The 18,452-nt window shown below is 66.4% G+C and carries 15 protein-coding genes; 8 read left to right on the top strand and 7 right to left on the bottom strand.

What is annotated here, in order from left to right:
* The first annotated feature begins 93 nt into the window (after nucleotides 1–93).
* Together AZOLI_RS30440 and fae are read left to right on the top strand one after the other, a co-directional pair.
* Complete coding sequence (locus AZOLI_RS30440) at nucleotides 94–1,809, top strand: methyl-accepting chemotaxis protein (protein ID WP_162488256.1); 1,716 nt, start codon at nucleotides 94–96, stop codon at nucleotides 1,807–1,809.
* A 41-nt stretch (nucleotides 1,810–1,850) separates the two neighbouring features.
* Nucleotides 1,851–2,384: a formaldehyde-activating enzyme gene (gene fae / locus AZOLI_RS17615; RefSeq protein ID WP_014188514.1), complete on the top strand. Its 534-nt coding sequence runs from the start codon at nucleotides 1,851–1,853 to the stop codon at nucleotides 2,382–2,384.
* A 48-nt stretch (nucleotides 2,385–2,432) separates the two neighbouring features.
* On the opposite strand, the gene AZOLI_RS17610 is transcribed toward fae, so the two are convergent.
* The 5 genes from AZOLI_RS17610 to AZOLI_RS17590 form a co-directional block, all read right to left on the bottom strand.
* Entirely contained in the window at nucleotides 2,433–3,704 is a 1,272-nt protein-coding gene (locus AZOLI_RS17610; RefSeq protein ID WP_014188513.1) for an MFS transporter, read from the bottom strand.
* A 186-nt stretch (nucleotides 3,705–3,890) separates the two neighbouring features.
* Nucleotides 3,891–4,076 carry a hypothetical protein gene (locus AZOLI_RS17605; RefSeq protein ID WP_014188512.1) on the bottom strand — a complete coding sequence of 62 codons (186 nt, stop codon included), beginning with the start codon at nucleotides 4,074–4,076 and terminating at the stop codon, nucleotides 3,891–3,893.
* Nucleotides 4,077–4,154: 78 nt separating this feature from the next.
* On the bottom strand, nucleotides 4,155–5,018 hold the full coding sequence (gene purU, locus AZOLI_RS17600) for a formyltetrahydrofolate deformylase (protein ID WP_044551596.1): 864 nt from the start codon (nucleotides 5,016–5,018) through the stop codon (nucleotides 4,155–4,157).
* Nucleotides 5,019–5,056: 38 nt separating this feature from the next.
* Nucleotides 5,057–5,587 carry a YbaK/EbsC family protein gene (locus AZOLI_RS17595; protein WP_014188510.1) on the bottom strand — a complete coding sequence of 177 codons (531 nt, stop codon included), beginning with the start codon at nucleotides 5,585–5,587 and terminating at the stop codon, nucleotides 5,057–5,059.
* Between the two features lie 221 nt (nucleotides 5,588–5,808).
* On the bottom strand, nucleotides 5,809–6,837 hold the full coding sequence (locus tag AZOLI_RS17590; RefSeq protein ID WP_014188509.1) for a GlxA family transcriptional regulator: 1,029 nt from the start codon (nucleotides 6,835–6,837) through the stop codon (nucleotides 5,809–5,811).
* 114 nt (nucleotides 6,838–6,951) lie between these two features.
* Between AZOLI_RS17590 and AZOLI_RS17585 the strand changes: the two genes are divergently transcribed.
* The 6 genes from AZOLI_RS17585 (at nucleotide 6,952) to AZOLI_RS17560 (ending at nucleotide 15,228) form a co-directional block, all read left to right on the top strand.
* Nucleotides 6,952–8,205 carry a sarcosine oxidase subunit beta family protein gene (locus tag AZOLI_RS17585; RefSeq protein ID WP_014188508.1) on the top strand — a complete coding sequence of 418 codons (1,254 nt, stop codon included), beginning with the start codon at nucleotides 6,952–6,954 and terminating at the stop codon, nucleotides 8,203–8,205.
* A gap of 10 nt (nucleotides 8,206–8,215) precedes the next feature.
* Nucleotides 8,216–8,584: a sarcosine oxidase subunit delta gene (locus AZOLI_RS17580; protein WP_014188507.1), complete on the top strand. Its 369-nt coding sequence runs from the start codon at nucleotides 8,216–8,218 to the stop codon at nucleotides 8,582–8,584.
* Complete coding sequence (locus tag AZOLI_RS17575) at nucleotides 8,581–11,580, top strand: sarcosine oxidase subunit alpha (RefSeq protein WP_014188506.1); 3,000 nt, start codon at nucleotides 8,581–8,583, stop codon at nucleotides 11,578–11,580. Before AZOLI_RS17580 ends, AZOLI_RS17575 begins: the two co-directional genes overlap by 4 nt.
* Before the next feature lie 11 nt (nucleotides 11,581–11,591).
* Complete coding sequence (locus AZOLI_RS17570) at nucleotides 11,592–12,146, top strand: sarcosine oxidase subunit gamma family protein (protein WP_014188505.1); 555 nt, start codon at nucleotides 11,592–11,594, stop codon at nucleotides 12,144–12,146.
* An 18-nt stretch (nucleotides 12,147–12,164) separates the two neighbouring features.
* Complete coding sequence (glyA, locus tag AZOLI_RS17565; protein ID WP_014188504.1) at nucleotides 12,165–13,439, top strand: serine hydroxymethyltransferase; 1,275 nt, start codon at nucleotides 12,165–12,167, stop codon at nucleotides 13,437–13,439.
* A gap of 394 nt (nucleotides 13,440–13,833) precedes the next feature.
* Complete coding sequence (locus tag AZOLI_RS17560; protein ID WP_014188503.1) at nucleotides 13,834–15,228, top strand: L-serine ammonia-lyase; 1,395 nt, start codon at nucleotides 13,834–13,836, stop codon at nucleotides 15,226–15,228.
* 103 nt (nucleotides 15,229–15,331) lie between these two features.
* Here AZOLI_RS17560 and AZOLI_RS17555 read toward each other — a convergent pair whose 3' ends face one another.
* Both AZOLI_RS17555 and AZOLI_RS17550 read right to left on the bottom strand, forming a co-directional pair.
* Nucleotides 15,332–16,831: a CoA-acylating methylmalonate-semialdehyde dehydrogenase gene (locus tag AZOLI_RS17555; protein WP_014188502.1), complete on the bottom strand. Its 1,500-nt coding sequence runs from the start codon at nucleotides 16,829–16,831 to the stop codon at nucleotides 15,332–15,334.
* Nucleotides 16,832–17,008: 177 nt separating this feature from the next.
* Nucleotides 17,009–18,370 (bottom strand): aspartate aminotransferase family protein, encoded by a 1,362-nt coding sequence (locus AZOLI_RS17550; RefSeq protein WP_014188501.1) that lies wholly within the window; start codon nucleotides 18,368–18,370, stop codon nucleotides 17,009–17,011.
* Nucleotides 18,371–18,452: the final 82 nt, after the last annotated feature.

Below are 18,452 nucleotides of genomic sequence, written 5' to 3'. Positions count from 1 at the left end.
GAACGCGTATGCGTGTGGGATGGCCGTCTCCAGCCATTCCCGCCTTCAGCCACTCCCAGCCACTCCCTAGCCACTCGATGATCGGGATCGCCGATGGATTCGTCAGCACACATGCAGGACATCGCGTCGACCGCCAGCGTGATCTTGTCGGCTGAGGGATTATGCAAGCTGTATGGCGGCAATCCCGCACAGGCTCTGGCCATGCTGCAGGCCGGTGCGGACCGCGCCGACATCCGGCGGGAAACCGGCGCGACGGTGGCCGTGGCCGGCGTCTCCTTCGACCTGTCGGCCGGCAAGATACTGGCGTTGCTGGGCCGGTCCAATTCCGGCAAGTCGACCCTGATCCGCATGGTGAACCGTCTGGTCGAACCCACCGGCGGGACCGTGTTCCTGAACGGGCGCGACATGGGGGCGATGACGCCGGCCGATCTGGTGGCTGTCCGCCGCGACACCATGGCGATGACGTTCGGCACCGCGGCGTTGATGCCGAATCGCAGTCTTCTGGACAATGTCGCCTTCGGACTTGAGGTTGCCGGGCTGCGCCGGCGCGACCGTCGGGACCGGGCGCTTGCCGTGCTGACACGCATCGGGCTGGCCCATGTCGCCGCCCAACTCCCGCACGAGGTTCCGTTCGAGGTTCGGCTGCGGATCGGTCTGGCGCGGACCCTGATCGGCGATCCGTCGATCTTGCTGATGGATGTGCCCTTTGCCGGAGTCGATCCTGTCCTGCGGCAGGAGCTGGAGGCCGAGTTCCTCGAATGGCAGCGGTCGCATCGTGCGACGGTGCTGCTTTCCACCCAGGAGCCGGACGAAGCGGTGCGGCTGGCGGACCATATCGCCTTCATGGAAGCGGGGCGCATCACGCAGATCGGCACCCCTGATGAAATCCTCGAATCCCCTGCGAATGAGCATGTCCGGGCGGCCTTCCAGGACATTGCGGCCAGTCGGCGCCAGCGCCTGCGTGCGGCCCACCTTGAGGAATTGATTTCCCATTTCGAACGGACGGCGATGGAGGGACTGGACACGGTGGATTCGTCGGCTGGAGCGCTCGACGGCACTGCGCGCCAGTTGACTGGCATCATTGACCGCACCAACGAGCAGGCGTCATCGACCGTCGTGGCCGCCGAGCAGATCGCAAGCAATGTCCAGTCCGTCTCCGCATTGGCCGACGACACCTTTCGGTCGCTGGACGAGATCCGCCTGCGCATCGACGATTCCGCCCGCATCGCCTTGTCGGCGGTCGAGCAGGCCCGCAAGGCGGACGAGTCGGTGCACAGCCTGCGGGAGTCGGCCCAGGACATCGGCAACGTCGTCCGCATCATCGATGAGATCACCGGACAGACCAATCTGCTGGCCCTGAATGCAACCATCGAAGCCGCGCGCGCGGGCGAGGCCGGCAAAGGCTTCGCGGTGGTGGCGCAGGAGGTGCGCCAGCTGGCCAGCCAGACCGCAAAGGCGACGCAGGACGTCTCGTTCAGAATCCAGGCGATGCAGGACGCAACCGGCAACGCCGCCCTGGCCCTGCAGAGCATTACCGCGGTGATCGAGGAGATCAGCACCATCTCGCTCGCCATCGCCCGGTCGATGGAGGCGCAAGCCGCCGCCTCGGCCACCATTCACGCCAGCATCGACCAGGCGGCATCCGGGGCGGGCGTGGTCGCCCGCAACGCCCGGCATGTCACCAGCGGTGCCCGCGACACCGAAAGCGCGACACGGCACGTACTGACCGCTGCGGCGGATCTGGCCGGCCAAACCGAATTGCTGCGCCGCAGCATCGAACGGTTGCTGGACGGCATCCGTGCCGCATGACCGGCACTATCACCCTTTGTAAAAAAGAGAGCAACGATCCCATGAGCAATCATCTGTTTCGCGTCGGCGAGGCCACCGTGTTCGCCAAGGAAGGCCAGTTCACCGATGCCATGCCGGAGATCGTGATCGGCACGGTCGACGGTCCGGCCGGCCATGCCTTTGCCACCATGATGGGGCAGACCGCCGGTCATACCCGCATGTTTGCGGTGCGGGATTGCAACCAGATGGTTCGCCCGGCCACCATGATGGTGTCCAAGGTGACGATGAAGTCCAGCGCCTATGTCGATCTGTTCGGCGGCATCGTCCAGGCCGCCACGGCCGACGCGGTGCTGGACTGCGTCATCGACGGCGTGCTGCCGCGCGATCGGGTCAATGACCTGTGCATTCTGGTGATGGTCTGGATCGACCCGCGCTGCCCCACCGATCCGAACCTCGATCGCGCCGATCTCTATCGCACCAATTACGAAGCCACCAAGATCGCCATCGGCCGGGCCATGCGCGATGAACCCAGCATCGAAGAACTGATCGAAAACCGGCACAAGGTTCGACACTTCATGTTGGATACGCAGGAGTAATTTTCTAATGAGCGTAAGGCTTGAAACATCGGGCTTTACGCTCTTCTTCTATGGGCAGGCACGGCCTTCGGCGGTAGCGGTTTGCGGACGCTCCCCAGACTCCTCTCCACCCGGCTCCACGCCGTCCAACGGCCCCGGAATCGGTGCCTGGGGGAGGAAGGGCAGGCGCTGGTCGAACGGGACCGGGGGGCGGACCGTCATCCGCCAGAGCGCGAACGACAGGGCGACCGCCGCCACCAGCGCCGAGAACAGGAACAGCCCATCCTGCTCGAACCTCGACATCACCAGAGAGGCCAGGAAGGGGCCGGCGATGGCGCCCATCGAGAAGCCCAGGACCATGCCGCCGCTCGCCGGCACCATCTCGGCCGGGGTCAGGAAGTCGTTGGTGTGCGAGACGCAGATCGGATAGATCGCGAAGATGATCCCGCCGAACAGGGCGATCCCGGCGATCAGGAGACCGAACCCACCCTGCGGAAGTATGGTCATGCCGATGCTGACGATCACCAGGGCGGCGAACAGGCCGACCAGGACCAGCCGCCGGTCGATAAGGTCCGACAGCTTCCCGATTGGCCACTGAAGGATCATGCCGCCGATGATGGCGGCACTGATGAAGCTCGCCGACTGGCCGAGATCGTAATCCAGATGCCGGACATAGACCGGACCCAACCCATAGAAGGCGCCGACCACCAATCCGCTGATCACCGTGCCGGCGAAGCCCAGCGGACTGGAGCGGTAAAGATGAAGGATGCGGATGGGCGCCAGCGTCTGCAGTAGCGGCGGGGCCTTGCGGCTCAGCGCAACCGGCAGAACGGCCAGGGAAACCAGGATCGACACCAGGACGAACTGTGTGAACCCGTGGGGATCCTCGACGACGATCAGATATTGGCCCGCCCCTTGTGCGCCATAGAGGGCGATCATGTAGAGAGCCAGGATCTGCCCGCGCGTGGCGGAGGTGGCGCTTTGGTTCAGCCAGCTTTCGATGCAGACGAACAGGCCGGCCATGCAGCAGCCCTCGACGAGGCGGAGTGCGATCCAGGCCGGGGCATCGGACCCCAGAGTGTGCCCGAGGGTTGCGGCGACGAGAACCGTTGCGGAGGCGCTGAAGGCGCGGATATGGCCGACCTGCCCGATGAGACGGTATGCCTGCGTCGATCCGATGGTGACGCCGAGATAATAGGCGCCGGTCAGGGCGCCGAGCAGGATGGGCGAGGCGCCCGCCGCATCCAGGCGGACGCTGACGATGGTCGTCAGCGCTCCCATCCCCCCCATCGTCAGAAACACTGCGACCAGCAACGGCACGATGGGTTGGATGAGGGACATCGCGTGATCCGAAGGAGGAGGGCAGACGCCCGCGTGGAGGGGTGAGGTTCCTGGCCGGGCAGAAGCTGGCTATTTGAAGGCCGGGCGGTGCCGGCGTCCATATCGACATGCGGTGGCTCGGGGCGTGCGACATCATGGCGCCCGCAACAGGCCGCTCTGCCGATCATGCGACCGGCGTTCGCCCCTTCAGCGGTTCTGCGTGTTGGCAGCGCCGTTGCGGTCGCTGGCCAGGAACGCTTCGACGGTGGCGAGCGCCATACGCTCATCCTCGATCACGACATGCCGGCGCAATTCCTGCACCGCCGCGGCAAGACCGCCCGCTGCGAAGGCCCGCCGAATCGCCTGCGTGGCTTTTTCGTCAATGAGTTGCATGATCCCTGGACTCCTTCGGATGAGACCCGGCCGACTGGCCGCCGGCCGGCGGTGCGACGCTGCAAACCGGCCGCCGGGTTACCGCAACACAATCGCCCGATGGTTGTGCAGCATGACGCGTGCCTCGATGTGCAGGCGGATGGCGCGGGCCAGGACGACGCTTTCGACATCGCGGCCGATGGCGACCAGATCGTCGGGCGACATGGAATGATCGACGCGGGCCACCTCCTGCTCGATGATCGGCCCTTCGTCCAGATCGTCGGTGACGTAGTGGGCCGTGGCGCCGATCAGCTTCACGCCGCGCTTGTAGGCCTGATGATAGGGCTTGGCGCCCTTGAAACTGGGCAGGAAGCTGTGATGGATGTTGATGATCCGACCGGCCATCCGCGTGCACAGATCCTGCGAGAGCACCTGCATGTAGCGGGCGAGCACGACGAGCTCGACGTCATTCGTCTCCACGATCTCCATCAGCCGGTTTTCCTGCTCCAGCTTGGTGCCGGAAGAGACCGGAAGATGGTGGAAGCGAATGCCGTGCGACTCGACCAGCGACTTGAAGTCGTCATGGTTGGAGACGACGCCGACGATGTCGACGGGCAGCGCCCCGATGCTGTGGCGGTAGAGCAGGTCGTTCAGGCAATGGCCGAACTTCGACACCATGATGAGAATTTTCGGCAGCCGCCGGGCATCCCGCACCGTCAGGGTCATCCCGAAACGCGTCGCGACGGGCTGCAGGTCCTCCAGAAGAACGGCGTCGCTTCGGATCGTTTCCGGAGCATTGAAGGCCATCCGCAGGAAGAAATGCTCGCCGTCGTGATCGACGAACTGCGCGCTTTCGATGATGTCGCAGTTGCGGTCCGACAGGTGGGTCGAAATGGCGGAGATGATCCCCGGCCGGCTCAGGCAGCTGACGTTCATGTAGAAGTGGTTTCGATTGGAACGCATCGCAGGTCTCGCGCCGCAGGAAATGGCCGGGGATGAGGTCAGGCGAGATCGACGATTGTCGGCTCGTACCCGAGCCGGCGCAGGAACGCCGACAGTTCATCGGGATGCATCGACAGCGTCGCGCGGTTCGTCATCGGGTGGAAATTGACGACCTCGCCGGCGAGAACGCGGCGCTCCAGCACCAGACGGACGCGGCGCTCCTTGTCCGCCACCAGGGCCAGCGGGCTCACCCCGCCCGGCTCGATGGACAGCACCTGCTCCAGCGTGACCGGCGAGGCGAAGGACAGCTTGGCCGAACCGATGACCGGGGCCAGTTCCTTCATGTTCACCGACCGGTCGTGCGGCAGCACGACCAGCCACAGAACGCCCTTGGCATCCTTCAGCAGCAGGTTCTTGGTATGCACGCCGGGAACGCTGCGCCAGTGCTCTTCGGCATCGGCGACGGTGCGCACCGGCGGATGGGCGTGCAACCGCATCGGGGTCGACGCGAGGGCGAGTTCCCGGCACAGTTCCTCGGGAATGCCGGCTTCACGCCAGTGCATCTGCATGGTGTCGTTGTCGTCGAGCATGTTCGCCATCCTTGTCTGTCCGGCAAGCCATGGAAGGCGGATTGCCGAAGGGCGGGTCGCTGTCACGGTGGAGGCTCTGCGCTCACGGGCGTTGCGGGCGGCGGCCTTGCGCCGGGCTCCGCAGTCCTTACCGTTTCGTCGACCGCAGCATGGCGGAAGGATCCAGCCGTCGATTGTACGGGTACGTCACCGGCGTTGAATGAAACAGCGCCACCCAGGCCTCAGCCCATGCGGAAGACGGACGGGGTCATGCCGCGGCGTTCCTTGAAGGCGCGGACGAAGTGCGACGAATCGCAGAAGCCGACGGCGGCGGCGATCTCCGTCACCGACTGTTCGGTGTTGCGCAGCAGGAATTCCGCATGTTCCAGGCGCATGATGCGGTAGGCCTCGGTCGGCGTCATGCCCAGCGCGTTCTGGAAATGCCGCTCCATCTGGCGCCGGGCGGCCCCAAGCCGGCGCGCCATCTCCGCCACCGACAAGGGCACGTCGATGTTCTGCTGCATCAGCAGCAGCGCCTTCCGCACCACCTCGTCGTTGGTGGAGAAATCGAGCGGGATGCCGGGCTGCGGCTTCTCCCCGCGCAGCGCATCGTCGATGATCATGATGTGCAGGCTCTTGCGGGCCTGGGCGCGGCCGACATGCTTTTCGACGAGATAGGCCGCGAGATGGGCCGAACTGGTCCCGCCCGAGCAGGTCAGCCGGTCGCGGTCGACGATGAAGATCTGGTCGGACACGGGCGTGATGCCGTCGAACTGCTCCAGGAAATCGGCATGGTGGAACCAGCTGATGCAGCAGCGGTATCCGTCCATCAGCCCCGCACGCTGCAGGATGAACGCGCCGGTACAAACCCCCACCAGCGGGATCTTCGCTGCCGCCGCCTGACGCAGATAGCGGGTGTATTCGGGGCTGAGGTTGGAGATCTCGTCGATCAGCCCGCCGATCACGACGATGTAGTCGAACTTCAAGGGGTCGCCCAGCCGCTCGGTCGGCTGGACCAGCATGCCGCAACTCGACGCCACCGGCCGCATCTGGTCCGACAGAACCGCCCAGTCGCACAGGATCGGCCGGCTGCGGTCGCCCTCGTCGGCGGCAAGCCGCAGCACGTCGACGAAATTCGCGAAGGCGCACAGGGTGAAGCGATGGGCGAGGATGAAGCCGACGGACAGGCGCGGGGCCGCAGGACGATCCGGGAAACGGCCGCCCCTGGCGGCGTTCGCCCTGGCGTTGCCTGCCGCGATGTTGTTCGTCATGTGATCTCCGGCGGATGCATCGTCGCACCCGTGACATTAAACTGACGCATTCATTCTGTCCAACAAAGGGGCGCGTCACGATACTGTCAGCACATTGAACTTCGCGGTGCTGCCATGACCCGCTTCTCACTTACCTCGCTGTTGACCAACGCGCTGACCGGCAACAAGAACTGGCAGCCTCAATGGCCCGATGCCGAACCGAAATCCGAATATGACGTCGTGATCGTCGGCGCGGGCGGGCATGGTCTGGGTGCGGCCTATTATCTCGCCAAGGAACACGGCATCACCAATGTCGCGGTGGTGGAAAAGGGATGGCTCGGCGGCGGCAACACCGGCCGCAACACCACCATCATCCGCTCCAACTATCTCTACGACGAAAGTGCCCGTCTGTACGAGCATGCGGTGAAGCTGTGGGAAGGGCTGAGCCATGAGCTGAATTACAACGTCATGTTCTCGCAGCGCGGCGTGATGATGCTGGCGCACACGGTCCATGACATCCAGAGCTTCAAGCGCCACATCCATTCCAACCGCCTGAACGGCATCGACAACGAGTGGCTGACGCCGGAACAGGCCAAGGAATACTGCCCGCCGCTGAACATCGCCGCCAACGCCCGCTATCCGGTGATGGGGGCCGCGCTGCAGCGGCGCGGCGGCACCGCCCGCCACGATGCGGTGGCCTGGGGCTATGCGCGGGCCGCCTCGGCGCGCGGCGTCGACATCATCCAGAACTGCCCGGTGACCGCGATCCGCCGCGACGCCTCCGGGCGCGTCACGGGTGTGGAGACGGCGCGCGGCTTCATCAAGGCGAAAAAGGTCGCGGTTTCGGCCGCCGGCAACACCTCGGTGGTGATGGACACCGCCGGCGTCCGGCTGCCGCTGGAAAGCTATCCGCTGCAGGCGCTGGTGTCGGAACCGATCAAGCCGGCCTTCCCCTGCGTGGTGATGTCCAACACGGTGCACGCCTATATCAGCCAGTCCGACAAGGGCGAGCTGGTCATCGGGTCGGGCACCGACCAGTACACCTCCTACAGCCAGCGCGGCGGCCTGCCGCTGATCGAGCATACCGTCGCCGCGATCTGCGAGGTGTTCCCGATCTTCAACCGCATGCGCATGCTGCGCAAATGGGGCGGCATCGTCGACGTCACGCCCGACCGCTCGCCGATCATCGGCAAGACGCCGGTGCCGGGGCTGTACGTCAATTGCGGCTGGGGAACCGGCGGCTTCAAGGCGACGCCGGGGTCGGCCAACGTCTTCGCCCACACCATCGCCCGCGACGAGCCGCACCCGATCAACGCGCCCTTCACGCTGGAGCGCTTCAAGACCGGCCGGCTGATCGACGAGGCCGCCGCCGCCGCCGTCGCGCATTGAGGAAACGACCATGCTGCTGATCCGCTGCCCTTATTGCGAAGCAGAGCGCCCCGAGGTGGAGTTCACCTATGCCGGCGAGGCGCACATCGCGCGACCGGTCGATCCCTCCGCCCTGTCCGACGACGAATGGCGCGACTTCCTCTTCATCCGCACCAACCCGCGCGGCCGGCATTTCGAACGCTGGCGCCACATGCACGGTTGCGGCCGCTTCTTCAACGCGGTGCGTGACACCGTGACCGACAAATTCGCGATGACCTACAAGTCCGGGGCCCCGCGTCCGAGCGACGAGGAGATCGCGCTTGCCGCCGCCGGCACCAGCGCCACCGCCACCGGGGCCTCCACCGGGGCCGCTTCCAGCTCCAAGGATGCACGTCCATGAGCAACTTCCGCATTGCCGGCAAGGGCAGGGTCAACCGCAGCCGGTCGGTCCGCTTCACGTTCGACGGCGTGGACTACACCGGCTTCGAGGGCGACACCCTGGCATCCGCACTCCTGGCGAACGGTGTCCACCTCGTCGGGCGGTCCTTCAAGTATCACCGGCCGCGCGGCTTCCTGTCCGCCGGGTCGGAGGAGCCGAACGCGCTGGTCGGCACCGACCGCGGCAACGGGCGGTTCGAGCCGAACACGCGGGCGACGGTGCTGGAGGTCTTCGAAGGTCTGAAAACCGAGAGCCAGAACCGCTGGCCGTCGCTGAGCCGCGACATCGGCGCGGTGAACGACGCGCTCTACATGCTGTTCTCGGCCGGTTTCTACTACAAGACCTTCATGTGGCCGAAGAGCTTCTGGGACAAGGTCTACGAGCCGGTCATCCGCAACGCCGCCGGCCTGGGCAAGGCACCGACCGCCCCCGATCCCGACATCTACGCCAGCCGCTTCGCCCATTGCGATGTGCTGGTCGTCGGTGGCGGTGCGGCCGGTCTCGCTGCCGCGCTGGAAGCCGGGCGCAGCGGCGCGTCGGTCATCCTGTGCGACGAGCAGTCGGAAATCGGCGGTTCGCTGCTGTCCGAGCCGTCCGCCGAGATCAACGGCCAGCTGGCCTGGGATTGGCTGGAGGACACCGCCGCGGCGCTGGCGGGGATGCCGAACGTCACGGTGCTGCCGCGTACGACGGCCATCGGCTACTACCACCAGAATTTTGTCGGCCTCTGCCAGCGTCTGACCGACCATCTCGCCATCGTGCCGGAAGGCGCGCCGCGCGAGCGGATGTGGAAGGTGCGGGCCAAGCAGGTGGTGCTGGCGCAGGGCGCCATCGAGAAGCCGCTGGTGTTCGCCGGCAACGACCGGCCGGGCGTGATGCTGGCCGGTGCCGCCCGCACCTACCTGAACCGCTACGGCGTCAAGGTCGGCAACCGGGTGGTCGTCGTCACCACCCATGACAGCGCTTGGCATGCCGCCTTCGATCTCGCCAAGGCGGGGGTCGAGGTCGCGGCCATCGTCGATGTCCGCGGCACCGTGCCGACCCAGCTGGCGGCGGCGGCCGATGCACTGCGCATCAGGACGCTGATCGGCTGGACCGTCACCGATACCAAGGGCCGCCTGCGGGTCTCGTCGGTGCGGGTCAATCCGGTGACCGGCGGCGGCAAGGTCGGCGGTGCCGAGACCATCGCCTGCGACGCGCTGCTGATGTCGGGCGGCTGGACCCCCAGCGTCCATCTGTTCTCGCACACCCAGGGTTCGCTGACCTGGAACGAGGACGGCCATATGTTCCTGCCCGGCCGCGGCAAGGAGGAATGCCGTCTGGCCGGTGCCGGCAAGGGCCGCTTCGGGCTGAAGACCGCCTTCGAGGACGGTGCCGCTGCCGGTGCCGCCGCTGCGGCGGATGCCGGGTTCGGCGCGGAACCGGCCGCCTACCATGTGGAGGGCGAGCTGTCCTTCACCGGCGTGACCGGCCGCGAGCTGCCGACCGACCGCGATCCGGGCCATGCCAAGGCCTTCGTCGATTTCCAGAACGACGTGATGGCCAAGGACATCCGGCTGGCGGTGCGCGAAGGCTTCAAGTCCATCGAGCACATCAAGCGCTACACCACCAACGGCATGGCGACGGACCAGGGCAAGACGTCCAACATCAACGGTCTGGCCGTCGCGTCGGATGCGCTGAAGCGGCCGGTCCCGGCGGTGGGCCTCACCACCTTCCGCCCGCCCTACACGCCGACCACCTTCGGCACCTTCGCCGGCTACAACAAGGGCGAGCTGTTCGACGTGACGCGCAAGACGCCGATCGACGGCTGGGCCGAGGAAAACGGCGCGGTGTTCGAACCGGTGTCGCTGTGGCGGCGCGCCTGGTACTTCCCGCAGGTCGGCGAGGACATGCACACGGCGGTGGCGCGCGAATGCAAGGCGGTGCGGACCTCGGTGGGCATGTTCGACGCCTCCACCCTCGGCAAGATCGAGGTCGTCGGCCCCGACGCCGCCGAGTTCATGAACCGCATGTACACCAACGCCTGGACCAAGCTGGCGCCCGGACGCTGCCGCTACGGCCTGCTGCTGGGCGAGGACGGCTTCATCCGCGACGACGGCGTGATCGGGCGTCTGGCCAATGACCGCTTCCACGTCACCACCACCACCGGCGGCGCGGCGCGCGTCCTGAACATGATGGAGGATTACCTCCAGACCGAATGGCCGGACCTGAAGGTCTGGCTGACCTCGACCACCGAGCAATGGTCGGTGATCGCGCTGCAAGGTCCGAACGCCCGCAAGCTGATCGAGCCCTTCGTCGAGGGCATCGACCTGTCGGACGGCGCCTTCCCGCACATGGCGGTCGCCATCGGCAAGATCTTCGGCGTGCCGACCCGGCTGTTCCGCGTCTCCTTCACCGGCGAACTCGGCTTCGAGATCAATGTGCCGGCCCGCTACGGCCGCGCGGTGTGGGAGAAGCTGTTCGAGGCCGGGCAGCGCTTCGGCATCACCCCCTACGGCACCGAGACGATGCATGTCCTGCGCGCCGAGAAGGGCTACATCATCGTCGGCCAGGACACGGACGGCACCCTGACGCCGGACGATGCCGGCCTGTCCTGGGCCGTCGGCAAGACCAAGCCGGACTTCGTCGGCAAGCGGTCCCTGTCGCGCCCGGACATGCTGGCGCCGAACCGCAAGCAACTGGTCGGCCTGCTGACCGCTGATCCGAAGACCGTGCTGGAGGAAGGGGCGCAGATCGTCCTCGACCCCAACCAGCCGGTTCCGATGGAGATGGTCGGCCATGTGACCTCGTCCTACTGGAGTGCCGAGCTGGGGCGGTCCATCGCCTTTGCGGTGATCCAGGGCGGGCGCTCCCTGCAGGGCCAGACCGTGCATGTTCCGATGCCGGACAAGGTCCATTCCGCGACGATCGCCGGCATGGTGTTCGTCGACCCCGAGAACAAGCGTCTCAGCGCATAGGAGGCCTAACCGTGCTTCTGGCCAATCACCCGTTGCTGGGCAAGACGATTCCCGGCGATACCGCAAGCCGGCTGAGCATCCGTGCCGCCGAGGACACCGCCCGCTTCAGCCTGCGCATCGACCCCGCCGCCGTCCAGGCGGCCGGGGCCGCCTTCGGCGCGCCGCTTCCCACCCGCATCGGCGGGTTGGTGGAGGCCGGTGGACGGACCGCTCTGCAGCTTGGACCCGACGAATGGGTTCTGCTGGCGCCGGTTGGCGAGAGCGACGGCATCGCCGACGCCTTCGCCGCCCTGCAGGAGCCGCACAGTCTGGTCGATGTCGGCCATCGCGAGGTCGGCATCCTGGTGGAGGGGGAGGCCGCGGCGCTCGCCCTGCGCTCGGCCATCGCCTTCGACGTCGAGGCGATGGCGGTCGGCACCGGTTGCCGCACCATCTTCGACAAGGCGCAGATCGTCCTGATCCGCGAGGACAAGAACCGCTTCCGGATCGAGGTCTGGCGCTCCTTCGCCGACCATGTCTGGGGCCTGCTGCAAGCCGTCAGCCGCGAAATCGCGCTCGGCATCTGATTTGAGAGAGGACTGCACATGAACCGTCATCAGTCTCTGCCGAAGCCCGATCTCACCGATGACGCCATTGCCGCGGCCATCGGGCGCGAACTGAACCGCCAGAAGTACGAGATCGAGCTGATCGCCTCGGAAAACATCGTGTCGGCGGACGTGCTGGCCGCCCAGGGCTCGATCCTCACCAACAAATATGCCGAAGGCTATCCGGGCCGCCGCTATTACGGCGGGTGCGAGTTCGTGGACGAGGTGGAGACCATCGCCATCGAGCGCGCCAAGCAGCTGTTCGGCGCCGGCTTCGTCAACGTCCAGCCGCATTCGGGTGCCCAGGCCAATCAGGCGGTGTTCCTGGCCCTGCTGCAGCCGGGCGACCGGGTGATGGGCATGTCGCTGGCCCATGGCGGCCATCTGACCCATGGTTCGCCGGTGACGATGTCGGGCAAGTGGTTCGACATCGTCAGCTATGAGGTGAGCGAGACCGACCAGCGGATCGATTATGCGGCGCTGCGGGCCAAGGCGCTGGAGACCAGGCCGAAGCTGATCGTCGCCGGGGCGTCGGCCTATCCGCGGGTGATCGACTTCGCCGAGTTCCGCCGCATCGCCGACGAGATCGGCGCCTATCTGATGGTGGACATGGCCCATTACGCCGGTCTGGTCGCCACCGGCCATTATCCGGACCCGCTGCCGCATGCCCATGTGGTCACCACCACCACGCACAAGACCCTGCGCGGTCCGCGCGGCGGCATGATCCTGACCAATGACGAGGCGCTGGCGAAGAAGTTCAACTCCGCGGTGTTCCCGGGCAACCAGGGCGGTCCGCTGATGCATGTCATCGCCGCCAAGGCGGTCGCCTTCGGTGAGGCGCTGACGCCGGAGTTCAAGGCCTATGCCGCCCAGGTTGTGACCAACGCCAAAGTGTTGTCCGACACGCTGGTGAAGGGCGGGCTGGACATCGTCTCCGGCGGCACCGACTGCCACATGGTGCTGGTCGATCTGCGGCCGAAGGGTGTCAAGGGCCGTGATGCGGAACGAGCGCTGGAGCGCGCCGGCCTGACCTGCAACAAGAACGCGATTCCGTTCGACCCGGAAAAGCCGGCAGTGACCTCCGGCGTGCGGCTCGGCACCGCAGCGGGCACCACCCGCGGTTTCGGCGAGGCCGAGTTCGCCCGCATCGGCGAGTTGATCCTGATGGTCGTCGATGCGCTCGCCGTAGCCGGCCCCGACGGCAACGCCGAGGTCGAGAAGCGCGTGCATGGCGAGGTTCGGGAATTGTGCGAGCGCTTCCCGATCTATGGGTGAGAATTTGTGAGTTTTTGCAGGTTCCGCCGAGAGATCATGCACTTCTCTCGGCCGTCATTCCCGCGAAGGCGGGAATCCAACCGTTCCAAGAGCTTTGACGCGGAGCCGCCTGGATCCCCGCCTTCGCGCATAGGCGCTAACTCACTGGTCGAATTGCTGTCGAAGCCAAGCCCATCCCTTATCGACCGTCATCCCCGCGAAAGCGGGGATCCAGGGTTTTCCAAGCAGAACCAATGGGCAAGCCTGGATCCCCGCCTTCGCGGGGATGACGCTGAAAGAAGTGCCTACTCCTTGGGAAACGGGCAAAGTCCTCAAAGTTAGCGCCTATGCGCGAAGGCGGGGATGACGGCCGATAACAGCTTTCAAAAACTCACGAATCCTGACGAGGCGCCCGATGTTTCTCAGCGTTTTCGATGTGTTCAAGATCGGCATCGGCCCGTCTTCGTCGCACACGATGGGGCCGATGACCGCTGCCGTGCGGTTCCTCGACATGCTGCGGGCGCAGGCGGAAACCGCGTCCGCGGCGTTCCCGGCGGCGCTCAAGGTTCGGCTGCACGGCTCGCTCGCCTTCACCGGCAAGGGGCATGCGACGGATCGGGCCGTGGTGCTCGGGCTTCTCGATTACCGGCCGGACAATCTCAACGTCGACGAGGCCGAAGGGCGCATCGCCGAGCTTTGGCGGACGCGGAGGCTGCATCCCGCCGGCCTGCCGGCGCTGGATTTCGATCCGGAAGCCGATCTGGTCTTCGATTTCGGGCCGCCGCTGCCGGGCCACGCCAACGGACTGATCTTCCAGGCATTGGACAGGGCCGGCAAGGTGGTGTTTTCGGAAATCTTCTATTCCATCGGCGGCGGCTTCGTCGTGACGGCGGCGGAACGGGAGTCTCCGCCCGTGGAGACCGGGAACGAGGCCGCCGGCTGGCCCTATCCCTTCCACAACGCGGCGGCAATGCTGCAGATGGCGCGGGAAAGCGGCGCGTCCATCGCCGAGATGAAGCGCGCCAACGAACTCGTCGTCCGCTCCGCCGCCGAGGTGGAGGAGAAGCTCGGCGACATCTGGGCGGTGATGAACGGCTGCATCGAACGCGGGTTGAGCCTGGATGGTCAGCTGCCGGGCAGCCTGAAGGTGAAGCGGCGGGCCAAGGCCATTCACCAGCAGCTTCTTCGCGAACGCGGGGCGAATTCCAGCCAGCCGCATGTCACCTCCGATTGGCTCAGCGTCTATGCGATGGCGGTCAACGAGGAGAATGCGGCCGGCGGCAAGGTGGTGACCGCGCCCACCAACGGAGCGGCTGGCGTCGTGCCGGCGGTGCTCCGCTATTACCTGGACCATTGTGCGGGGGCCGAACCGGCAAAGGTCGGCGATTTCCTGCTGACCGCCGCGGCCATCGGCGGCCTGATCAAGCACAATGCGTCGATTTCCGGCGCGGAGGCCGGTTGCCAGGGCGAGGTGGGATCCGCAGCCGCCATGGCCGCGGCCGGACTGTGCGCCGTGCTCGGCGGAACGCCGGAGCAGGTGGAGAATGCGGCGGAAATCGCGCTGGAGCATCACCTCGGCATGACCTGCGACCCGGTCGCCGGTCTTGTTCAGGTGCCGTGCATCGAACGCAACGCCATCGGCGCGACCAAGGCGGTGGCCGCCGCCTCCCTGGCGCTGCGCGGCGACGGCCAGCACTTCATGCCGCTGGACAACTGCATCCAGGCGATGCGGCAGACCGGCGAGGAAATGAGCACCAAGTTCAAGGAAACCAGCCTGGGCGGGCTTGCGGTCAACCTGCCGGAGTGCTGACGTCCTTCGCAGATACGGAGTTCGTGTCTGCACAGGTTCGGCGGGAAAGGCGGGAGACTCCGGCGCGTTTGTGGGCGCCGGAGCCGCCAAAGCCAGTGCTTCTTTACTTCATCGACGGGAAGGCGAACTGGGCACCTTCGCGGACCCCGCCGGTCGGCCAGCGTTGGGTGATGGTCTTGCGGCGGGTGTAGAAGCGCACGCCGTCGGGACCATAGGCCGACAGATCGCCGAACAGCGACCGTTTCCAGCCGCCGAAGCTGTGATAGGCGACCGGCACCGGCAGCGGCACGTTGATGCCGACCATGCCGACCTTGATCATGTCGCTGAAGTAACGGGCGGCCTCGCCGTCGCGGGTGAACAGGCAGGTGCCGTTGCCGTACTCGTGGGCATCGATCAGATCCATGCCCTCCTGCATCGACTTGACCCGGACGAGGCAGAGGACCGGGCCGAAAATCTCCTCCCGATAGATGGTCATGTCCGGGGTGACGCGGTCGAACAGGCAGCCGCCCAGGAAGTTGCCGTTCTCATGCCCCGGCACGACCAGCCCGCGGCCGTCCACCACCAGCTCCGCCCCTTCGGCGACGCCCTGGTCGACATAGGCCTTCACCTTTTCGTAATGGGCGCGGGTGACCAGCGGTCCCATCTCGCAGCCGGCAGAGGTGCCGGCGCCGACCTTCAGGTCGCGCAGCGCCGCCGACAGCTTGTCTTTCAGCCGCTCGGCCACCTCGTCGCCCACCGCCACCACGACGGAGATCGCCATGCAGCGCTCGCCGCAGGAGCCGTAGGCCGCCCCCATCAGCGCGCTGACGGCGTTGTCCAGGTCGGCGTCGGGCATGACGATGGCGTGGTTCTTGGCCCCGCCCAGCGCCTGCACCCGCTTGCCGTGGGCGCTGGCCGTCGAATAGACGTATTCGGCGATGGGGGTGGATCCCACGAAGCTGACGCCCTGCACCCGCGGATCGGTCAGCAGCGTGTCCACCGCCTCCTTGTCGCCGTTGACGACGTTCAGCACGCCCGGCGGCAGCCCGGCCTCCAGCGCCAGTTGGGCAATGTAGAGGGCGGAGCTGGGATCGCGTTCCGACGGCTTGAGGACGAAGGTGTTCCCGCAGGCGATGGCGATGGGGTACATCCACAGCGGAACCATCGCCGGGAAATTGAACGGGGTGATGCCGGCGACGACGCCCAGCGGCTGGAATTCCGACCAGCTGTCGATGGCCGGCCCGACATTCTTGGAAAACTCGCCTTTCAGCAGCTCCGGCACGCCGCAGGCATACTCGACATTTTCGATGCCGCGGGTCAGCTCGCCGAAGGCATCGTCCAGGACCTTTCCGTGCTCCGCCGTGATCAGCGCGCAGATGCGGTCGGCATTCTCCTCCAGCAGCTGCTTGAAGCGGTACATGACGCGGGCGCGCTTGGCCGGCGGCGTGGCGCGCCAAGCCGGAAACGCGGCCTCGGCAGCGGCGATGGCCTCTTCCACCGTGGCACGCGACGCCAGGGCGACCTGACCCGCCACGTCGCCGGTGGCGGGATTGACGATGTCGGCGGTGCGGGTGCCGGCGGGCGCATCAGTCTTGCCGCCGATCAGGTGGGCAACGATGGTCATGGTCGGGCTTTCCTGGGGGAGATTGTGGAGTGCGAGTGCCCCCTCCCTAACCCTCCCCCACCTGCGGTGGGAGAGGGAACTGCCGCCGTTATGCGAATCCCCCCTCTCCCGCGAAGCGGGGGAGGGAGGGACCCGCGGCGAAGCCGTGGGAGGGAGGGGGCTTCGTCCGTGGCGCCCTTACGCCGTCGCCTGGATGGCGTCGGCGACGACGTCGAACAGGCGGTCGAGATCGGCGGGCTCGCTGTAGAAATGCGGGCCGAATTGCAGCGTGTCGCCGCCGAAGCGCACATAGTAGCCGGCCTTCCAGCACTTCTCGCCGATCTCGTAGGGCCGGCGGGCCGGCTCGCCCGGAAGCGGGGCGATGGTGACGGCGCCGGTCAGGCCATAGTTGCGGATGTCGGCGACGTTCTTCAGCCCCTTCAGCCCGTGGATCAGGTTTTCGAAATGCGGAGCCAGCGCCGCGGCCTTTTCCCACAGCTTCTCCCGCTCGAAGATGTCGAGCGCGGCAAGACCGGCGGCGCAGGCGACCGGATGGGCCGAATAGGTGTAGCCGTGCGGGAACTCCACCATGTAGTCCGGCCCGCCATTGTCCATGAAGGCCCGGTAGATGTCGCGCTTCGCCACCACGGCCCCCATCGGGACCGCACCGTTGGTCAGGCCCTTGGCGACGTTCATGATGTCAGGGACCACGCCGAAGGCATCGGCGCCGAAGGGGGCGCCCATGCGGCCGAAGCCGGTGATGACCTCGTCGAAGATCAGCAGGATGGAATGCTTGTCGCAGATCTCGCGCAGCCGCTGCAGGTAGCCCTTCGGCGGCGGCAGCACGCCGGCCGAGCCGGCCAGCGGTTCGACGATCACGGCGGCGATGTTGGAGGCGTCGTGCAGCACCACCAGCTCCTCCAGCGCGTCGGCCAGGAAGGCGCCTTCGTCCGGCATGCCCTTCACGAACAGGTTCTGCGGCAGCAGGGTGTGGGGCAGGTGGTCGGCATCGACGCCGGTGCCGAACAGCTTGCGGTTGCCGCCGATGCCGCCCAGGCTGGTGCCGCCGAAATTGACGCCGTGATAGCCCTTGGACCGGCCGATCAGCTTGGTCTTGGCCGGCTGGCCCTTCATCCGCCAATAGGCCCGCGCCATCTTCAGCGAGGTGTCGGCGGCTTCCGAGCCCGAACCGACGAAGAAGACATGGTCGAGGCCGGCCGGGGTCATCGATGCCAGCTTGTGCGCCAGCTTGAAGGCGGCCGGGTGGCCGTGCTGGAAGGCCGGGCTGTAATCAAGCTCCGCGATCTGGCGGGCCACCGCTTCGGAAATCTCGCGGCGGCAATGGCCGGCGCCGCTGCACCACAGGCCGGACAGGCTGTCGTAGATCTTGCGGCCTTCGGCGTCCCAGTACCAGGTCCCCTCCGCCTTTACGATCATGCGCGGGTTGTTCTTGAACTGACGGTTGCCGCTGAAGGGCATCCAATAGGCGTCGAGTTCCTCGCGCGTCAGTCCGGCAGCCTTGCCGAGGGCGCTGGCATGATCGTTGTCCAGGGGGGCCATCCGCTGTTCTCCCGCATCTTGTTGGATGTGCTGTCGGAGGCGAGTGTGCGCGCTTCCCGGTTGCGATTAAATCCAAACTATA

The sequence above is a fragment of the Azospirillum lipoferum 4B genome (assembly GCF_000283655.1).
Classification (GTDB): Bacteria; Pseudomonadota; Alphaproteobacteria; order Azospirillales; family Azospirillaceae; genus Azospirillum; species Azospirillum lipoferum_C.
Note: the sequence above shows the minus strand (reverse complement) of the source record. Positions and strands in the feature narration are given on the sequence as shown.